General features: G+C 57.9%; 6 protein-coding genes and 1 tRNA gene. 4 read left to right on the plus strand and 3 right to left on the minus strand.

What is annotated here, in order from left to right; translation table 11 throughout:
- Positions 1-36 precede the first annotated feature (36 nt).
- Positions 37-109 (minus strand) — tRNA-Arg (locus HMPREF3120_RS03270).
- A 114-nt stretch (positions 110-223) separates the two neighbouring features.
- On the opposite strand from HMPREF3120_RS03270, the gene HMPREF3120_RS03275 reads away from it, so the two are divergent.
- Positions 224-925 (plus strand): PAQR family membrane homeostasis protein TrhA, encoded by a 702-nt coding sequence (locus HMPREF3120_RS03275; RefSeq protein WP_070450787.1) that lies wholly within the window; start codon positions 224-226, stop codon positions 923-925.
- Positions 926-962: 37 nt separating this feature from the next.
- Positions 963-1766 (plus strand): DUF1906 domain-containing protein, encoded by an 804-nt coding sequence (locus HMPREF3120_RS03280; protein WP_070450789.1) that lies wholly within the window; start codon positions 963-965, stop codon positions 1764-1766.
- Positions 1767-1940: 174 nt separating this feature from the next.
- On the opposite strand, the gene HMPREF3120_RS12445 is transcribed toward HMPREF3120_RS03280, so the two are convergent.
- Entirely contained in the window at positions 1941-2063 is a 123-nt protein-coding gene (locus HMPREF3120_RS12445) for a hypothetical protein (protein ID WP_256365569.1), read from the minus strand.
- Between the two features lie 73 nt (positions 2064-2136).
- Here HMPREF3120_RS12445 and HMPREF3120_RS03285 point away from each other — a divergent pair, with 73 nt between their 5' ends.
- Entirely contained in the window at positions 2137-3351 is a 1215-nt protein-coding gene (locus HMPREF3120_RS03285; RefSeq protein WP_141739358.1) for a hypothetical protein, read from the plus strand.
- Here the strand turns inward: HMPREF3120_RS03285 and HMPREF3120_RS11690 are convergent.
- Complete coding sequence (locus HMPREF3120_RS11690; RefSeq protein WP_141739359.1) at positions 3327-3740, minus strand: hypothetical protein; 414 nt, start codon at positions 3738-3740, stop codon at positions 3327-3329. The genes HMPREF3120_RS03285 and HMPREF3120_RS11690 overlap by 25 nt on opposite strands.
- A gap of 108 nt (positions 3741-3848) precedes the next feature.
- On the opposite strand from HMPREF3120_RS11690, the gene HMPREF3120_RS03290 reads away from it, so the two are divergent.
- The gene (locus HMPREF3120_RS03290) at positions 3849-7055 is read left to right on the plus strand and encodes a DUF4062 domain-containing protein (RefSeq protein ID WP_168156400.1); all 3207 of its coding nucleotides are present in this window, start codon (positions 3849-3851) and stop codon (positions 7053-7055) included.
- Positions 7056-7070 lie beyond the last annotated feature (15 nt).

Below are 7070 nucleotides of genomic sequence, written 5' to 3' on the forward strand. Positions count from 1 at the left end.
CTCATCCGTCAAGCATGTCGCGACTCATGACATTTGCGCCCCAGAGAGGAATCGAACCTCCGACACCGGCTTTAGGAGAGCCGTGCTCTATCCACTGAGCTACTAGGGCAATGGGGCTTAGGTTACCGCAGCGGTTTTCGTTCGCGGAATCGGCTGGGCTACCCACATAAGTTACCAAGTAGTAACATAGCGTCACTGTTCCTCCACCCCCAGTGAGGTCACTATGACGATCCTTCAAGAAGGCCAGGTCCAGCGCTCCTACATCATGGCGGACCGCGGCCCGCGCCCCCTGATTCGCGGCTGGGCCCACTTCGTGGCGGCCGCAGCCTTCGCGCTGGCCTCCACCGTGCTGATCACCTACGGGTGGATGACCCTGCCGGCGCTCCACGCCGCCGGGGTTACCGTCTACGGCGTCGGGGTCGTACTGCTGTTTGGGGTCTCCGCGATGTACCACCTCTACCCGTGGCGCTCCCCGTCCACGGTGCAGTGGTGGCGCCGCGCCGACCACGCGACCATCTCCATCTTCATCGCCGCGACCTACACCCCGCTGTGCCTGATCGTGTTCGAGCCGCGCACCGCCGCGGCCATCCTCGTCGTGTCCTGGATCGGCGGGCTGGGCGGCGCCGCACTCAATCTGGTGTGGATCAATCACCCGCGATGGCTGGACGTTGTGGTGTACGTGGGGCTCGGCTGGGTGATCGTGCCGCTGATCCCCACCCTGTGGGCCAGCGCAGGGCCGGCGGTGGTGTGGCTCCTGTTTGCTGGCGGCGTGCTCTACACGGTTGGCGCCATCGTGTACGGGGCCCGCTGGCCGGGGCGCGAGGCGCGCTACTACGGCTACCACGAACACTTCCACACTGCGACGATCGTGGCGGCCGTGTGTCACCTCGTCGCCATCTGGATCGTGGTCACACAGGCAAACTAAGGTGCACAAGAGGTAAAACGAGACTAATGTTACGCAAGTGACTACTTTTGATCGCCGCTCGTTCCTGAAGTCTGCGGGCGCACTCGCGGCAACCACCGCCGCCGCCGGCGCCGCAGCCACCGCCCTCTCCCCTGCCGCACAGGCTCAGCAGCGCCGCGTGCTCGGCACCGTGATCGACTACTCCGCCGCCGTCCCATCCGCCCGCGCCGTGAAAGCCGCCGGCCACATCGGCGCCGTGCGCTACGTATCCCAGCCCCGCCCCGACGCACTCTGGATGCGCGGCAAGCCCGTCACCCTCGACGAAACCCAGGACTACAAGGCCAACGGCCTGTCGGTGGCGTCGGTCTACCAGTTCGGCCGCGCCGACACCGCCGACTGGCTCCAGGGTCCGCTCGGCGCTGCCAAGCACGCACCCCAGGCCATCGCCCTGCACCGCGCCGCAGGCGGCCCGACCGGGCGCCCGATCTATGTGGCTATCGACGACAACCCGACGCTCGCCCAGTTCAACAAATTCATCAACCCATACCTTTCCGCCATGGGCGCTGTACTCAGCGCCGCCGGCTACCAGTTGGGTGTGTACGGCAACTTCTACACCATCGCCTGGTGCCTGGAGGATGGCATCGGTAGCTACTTCTGGCAGCACGACTGGGGCTCGCGCGGCAACATCCACCCCCGTGCGAACATTCACCAGGTCGCCGGACGCCAGGCATATATCCAGGGCATCCAGGTGGACATCAACGACGTCTACACCGCCGATTGGGGCCAGTGGACCCCCGGCCAAAGCGATTCCCTGTTCCAGATGAGCAGCCTGCTGTCGTCGAATGGACTGTTGGTCCGGTAGGTCGTCGATAAGCACTTAGGCTCAATGCTTCTTCCGGAAGCGAAACTTTTATCCTGACACTATGCGGCTCGATTCAAATCGTCTGGTCATCGCATTGTCTGCCACTGCGATTGGCCTCTACAACTGCGGCGTCACGCTTTCGGAGTCTCATAACGCGTCCGTCGTCTCGCTCATCTACGCGAGCATCGCGCCTTTTGCCGCCTCGTATGCGCCAGCGCCTGGCCAGCCGGCATCACCAACGACCTGGATGACGATAGGTTTAATCCTCTCACTCCTCGTCACCTTCGGAGCAGTCATTTCTGCCCTACTAGGAATATCGCGTATCGGGTGGGCGAGAGCAACGAGCAAGCGCCGCCGAGGAGGTCCAGTGGTGATCGGCTCCTCCGAGGAAGCGAACAGCATCGTCCGCTCAGTCCTTGACCAAGAAAGGGAGCTCCCCGGTCATATCTTGGAGAAGGGAAACCCAACAGCCAAAGGCACGCTTGGCTTAGGGTACAAACAGCATCTGAGCGATGATCGGCTCGTTGCTCAAACTGTCAAACATGCTTCCCACGTGATCATCGCTGCCGAAAATGACATCGAAACAGCTCGCCTGAGTTCTGAGGCGCAGGACCTCCGTCACGCACAATGCGGTGAGGCGGTATCAATATTCCAGCTTCTCCGGTCCCCCGAGTTAGCAACCTCAGCACGCTTTACCCACATCGCTCAACGACGACCTGTTGAAGCATTTCATCCAGCCGACCTCACAGTTCGCGCAATCACAGACAAAATACTCCACCTGCTGACCACACTCGATGCTCACACTGTTGAGGTCAAGCAATGCGGCCCGGGAGATGAAAAGCGTGAGTTGGACGCGTGGATTCACAATTACAACCGGTTCGCTAAAGAGCTGGAAGTTCAACAGATTGTGAGCCCTCAGGTAGAGGGCCTGGCAGATATGGTTGTCCTCGTCGGCGATCCAGTCCACGTCGCTGCTCAGATCCCCTCCCTCAGGAAACGTCGAGCGATTATTGCGGTGACTGACCACATACTGCAGGGTCTTGTCTGGAACGATGCCGAAGCCGGAACAGTTCTGGAAGTTATTGACCCACAAAAGGTTGGGTTGAGCATCGACGCCATCCGCGATTCCGCCTTCTCCGTCTGGGGCTGGGCATTCGACATCGCCTACACGTCGCTTTATGGCCCGCCATCCCCATCGCAGAAGCTTTCTCACGACGACATCCTGAAGGCACGACAAACTTCTGAAGCAGCCGCTCGGTACATGGTTAAAAACCTACGCCTACACGGTTTTCAGCTTGTGAAGGACGGCTACGGGTGGGAAGAGCATCCCTCGGAACAGGAGATCACCTCGATGGCGGAAGCCGAGCACAATGATTGGATGCTCAAGCGCACATGGATTGATAGCAACGGAACCGAGCGTCGAGCATCCTATGACTACAGCAAGGAACCTCCTGCTCGGAAACCCTCATACAAACCGTTTGCAGAGCTCGACTCGCACACCCAGGATTACAACCACAAGATCGTGAAAGTTGTGTACCCCGCCCTGGCGGGGATGTTCGGTTACGGCATTTCTAGGATCTCGTAGGCCTCGGAAAACTCCGCATCTGGCACTGGCCAACACTCTCCTGTTACGCCACGGACCACCCAATCACCTGCGTGTGCGTGAGCCTCTCCCTCCAGCGTGGGGATCATAGCGTCCTCTTCGAGTCGGCGGGCTTGGACCCTTCCCGTTTTCCTGTATTCACCCGGCGCGACCTGGCTGTATGACTTGTCGAAAACCTCAGACGCAACTGTCCATGTTCGTGTCCCGTCAGTGACCTCCCAGTCCCCCGCCTTTGCGTGAAGGACGCTGCCAGTGGAAGTCCGCCACTGCGCGTCTTTGTCCAAGCGTCGGGCCCTAACCTTGCGGATCGGTTTATACCATGCAGCATACGCGAGATGCTGGTCAAGGCGCTCTTGGGACCATTTTTTCATGCAGGCGATATTAGCGGGTTGAGCGAAAACCAAGCGGTCGTCGGCCTCCTAATATGCTCCGGTTGGCGCATAATGAGTGTTCAAACACTGACTGCGCTAAGGGGCCTCATGCTCAACATTCCTGTTTTTGTGTCATCGACCTTTCGCGATTTCCATACGGAACGTGACATTCTCAATGGTCCCGTAAGTGACCGGCTCAACGAATCTTTGCGCCGATTCGGCGCAAAGATGCACTTTATTGACCTGCGCTGGGGAGTCGACACCAACGACATGGATGAAGAGGCGGCTGGGCGCAAGGTATTAGACGTATGCCTTGACGAAGTCGATCGCGCGGCCCCGCTCTTCCTCGGGCTCATCGGAGACCGCTACGGTTGGATTTCAGACGACAAGTCTCTCCTCGAATGGACGGCACAGCGCGTTGGACTCGACCCCGAGAGGTCTCGCGAGTGTTCTATCACCGAGTTGGAATTCGCCAAAGCTGGTCTTTGGGACGCAGATGATACGACCACACCGTTCATCCTTTTCCGGCAGGTCGAAGGCACCCCACCGCACGGCTGGGCCGACTCAGACCCAACCCGAATTTCTGACTTCAAAGACGAGGTATCTCAACGATGGGGCAATGCGGAGACGGTGAAACGCTACTCCGTTGCCTTCGACCAGAATGGTCAGTGGCCCACTGCTTCAATGCAGCACTTCGAGGATCTTGCGGTCAGTCTGCTTGAACCGCAGCTTCTGGAGCGAGCCCGCAGCATCCCGCGCGACGGTACCGCGGAGGAGGTCCTGTTTCGAGGTTCCCGCACTCGTAATTTTGGGTCAGAGGAACTGCTCAAATCGATCGATTTTTTCCTCCGCATCGATTCGCCTGTCGTGGTTTATGGCGAGTCCGGCGCGGGTAAGTCCTCACTTCTGTTGGCACTCGAGAAGTATTTGGCGGCCTCCGGAGAATCTATATCCGGCAAGTTGCCCATCACCGTCATTATGGGGCTGGACGACCGCATTTGGACGGGGGACGAGCTCGCATTCGAGATTACGCGATGCATAAACGCAACCTTGGGCCTGTCGCTTTTCGACGATTGGCGGGGCTCTCCCGAAACTTGGCGCCCGCGCTGGAGGCAAGAAATGGAAAAGGTTGTAGCTGAGTATCCTGATCTGCTTTTCATCGTCGACGGTTTAGAGCAGCTTGTGGATGGAGCCGGCGGATTCTGGCCAGTGGAATGGCTCTCGTCTCGCACCGCGTTGGCTGTATCTTCTTCCTCGCGCTCGGACGTCACTCTGTTGAAGAACTCCGATTTCAAAGAAGTCTTGGTTGGGCCAGTGCCAGCCAACATTGCGCGAGAATTCGTAGAGGACTGGGAGCGCAGAATTAGGCGCGAGATCGGAGGCGGCGCTCGCCAGATCATCGCTTCCAAACAACGCCTACCTCTTTGGATAGAGCTTGCGCTGGATCTACTTCTCGATATCGATGGTGATGATTTCAAGTCCATCGAGGATGAACCTGATCAAGCCAGCGCAATCCAAAACATGCTTGCAGACCGCGCGTGGCTCATCCCCGATGACCTGTCAAGCGCTGCCCACCACTTTTTGGAAACCTCCATCGCATCTACCGATCGTGCCCTCGCCCGCGCTGCAGTAGGTCTCTTGGGTGCTTCTAGGATCGGGCTTTCGCAAGAACAAACCGTCAACGCGCTGCGCGACGCTGGCTTCACAACAAATACTGAGATTTCGGTTGCCCGACTTTTCCGTTCTTTGTCGAATCAATTAGCACCAAATGGGCCGGAGAAACGGATGCGCTTTACGCACCGAGTATTTGGCGAGGCCGCGGAGAGTTTTGGTTCACCGCTCACGCATTCCCTACTCATGCGCATTTATGAATCCGATCTGCGCAACAGTGTCGAGACCACCCCAAAGTATGCGGCGCTCGAAAGCGAGGATTATTACGACATTGAGCATCAGTGGAAGAACCAGCGCAAACTCGCGGAGGCGTTCCTGTTCCACCTCTTTTCATCACCTGCTCCTAAGGGTCCTCAAAATCTAGAGAGCATTCCGTTGGCGCTCGACTGCCTACCGCAAACCACAGTGTACGACGCAGCAATTGTGACCAACTTGCTTCACTTGCCCTACGCAATCGAACACCTTCAGCATCTGCGTACGGCCGGTGCATCATTCGAAGCGCTGCGAACGCTCTTAGCGGCTGCTGATCTTTCCCCTGACCCACAAGTACAAACAAGTGTGGCCTCAATTTGTTTTGAGGTATTGAACGACTTCCCTGTCACGGCGAAAACGGTTTTATTGCGCTGCCAAGCTCTCACGATTGCCGCTTCACACACCGAAGATGTGGAGGAAGCTCGCCTACTGCTGTACCTGGCGTTTAAGAATATCGACCCCCTGTACGACGCCGAGCCAAATCGTGTTTTACCTGCTGTTTTCTACTCTCGAGCCCAACGGGAGATGGCACTTCTGGATGCAAAGGCGGGAGACACCAAATCAGCACTCGAGCTGCTATTTAGCTGCCAAGACATGCTTGTTCCTGCGCTCCAAGCCAGGGATCCTAGAGCCATCGAAGAAGCGATACGCGTGCTCATTCAGATCGCAGATATCCATGGATCTACAAACAATGGGCTTGTGATCCCCACCTTGGATGAAGCCATGGAGATCGCTGTCATCCTGGTTGACGGCGGCGACGGGCCAGCTGTTTCCTTCGCATTGGCAGCGGAAGCCACGGCGATAAGAGCACAGTTTGTCCGGAAGCTTTTTCCGAATATGGCCCCGCCGGTGGAGCTGCTCGAGGATGCTGTCAACCAATTCGTCGTCGCAACGCAGAAGGTTCCCTTCGGCGGCAAATACTCAACCGACATACTTCGGACCAGCATCGAACTAGCGAATATTTACATCGAGATGCAAAAAGAAATGGACGCTTTCCTACGGCTTCGCGCTTCGGTGGTGGCGCTTGTCCCCTTCCTCAACTCCGCCCCGCCGGCCGGCTGGAACGAGTTGGCTAAGGTATTTGCTCTTCTTCTTGAGCTCTGTGAAAGCGCCCATTCAAGGGAGGTTCGCGTCGGGGCAGCAAGGTTTGTTCGCGTCCATACTTCTCGAGTACTTGCGGAAGCATCAAGCGTTAACCTGCCTGAGGCGTTCGCCATTGCAAATGCTGCGCATCACGCACTGCTGATCGGTCTCTCCCAAGCCGAAAACCTAGAAGCAAGGCTCCGCTTCATGGAGGCACTTACCGATATTGCAAAGTGGATCGCACAAACACACCCCGACGCTCAATGCCAGCTCAACTACAGCTACTCGTTGAGTGCCGTTTCCGTGTAGTTGGTAGGGGCAATC

This window comes from Corynebacterium sp. HMSC11D10 (assembly GCF_001806995.1).
Taxonomy (GTDB): domain Bacteria; phylum Actinomycetota; class Actinomycetes; order Mycobacteriales; family Mycobacteriaceae; genus Corynebacterium; species Corynebacterium coyleae.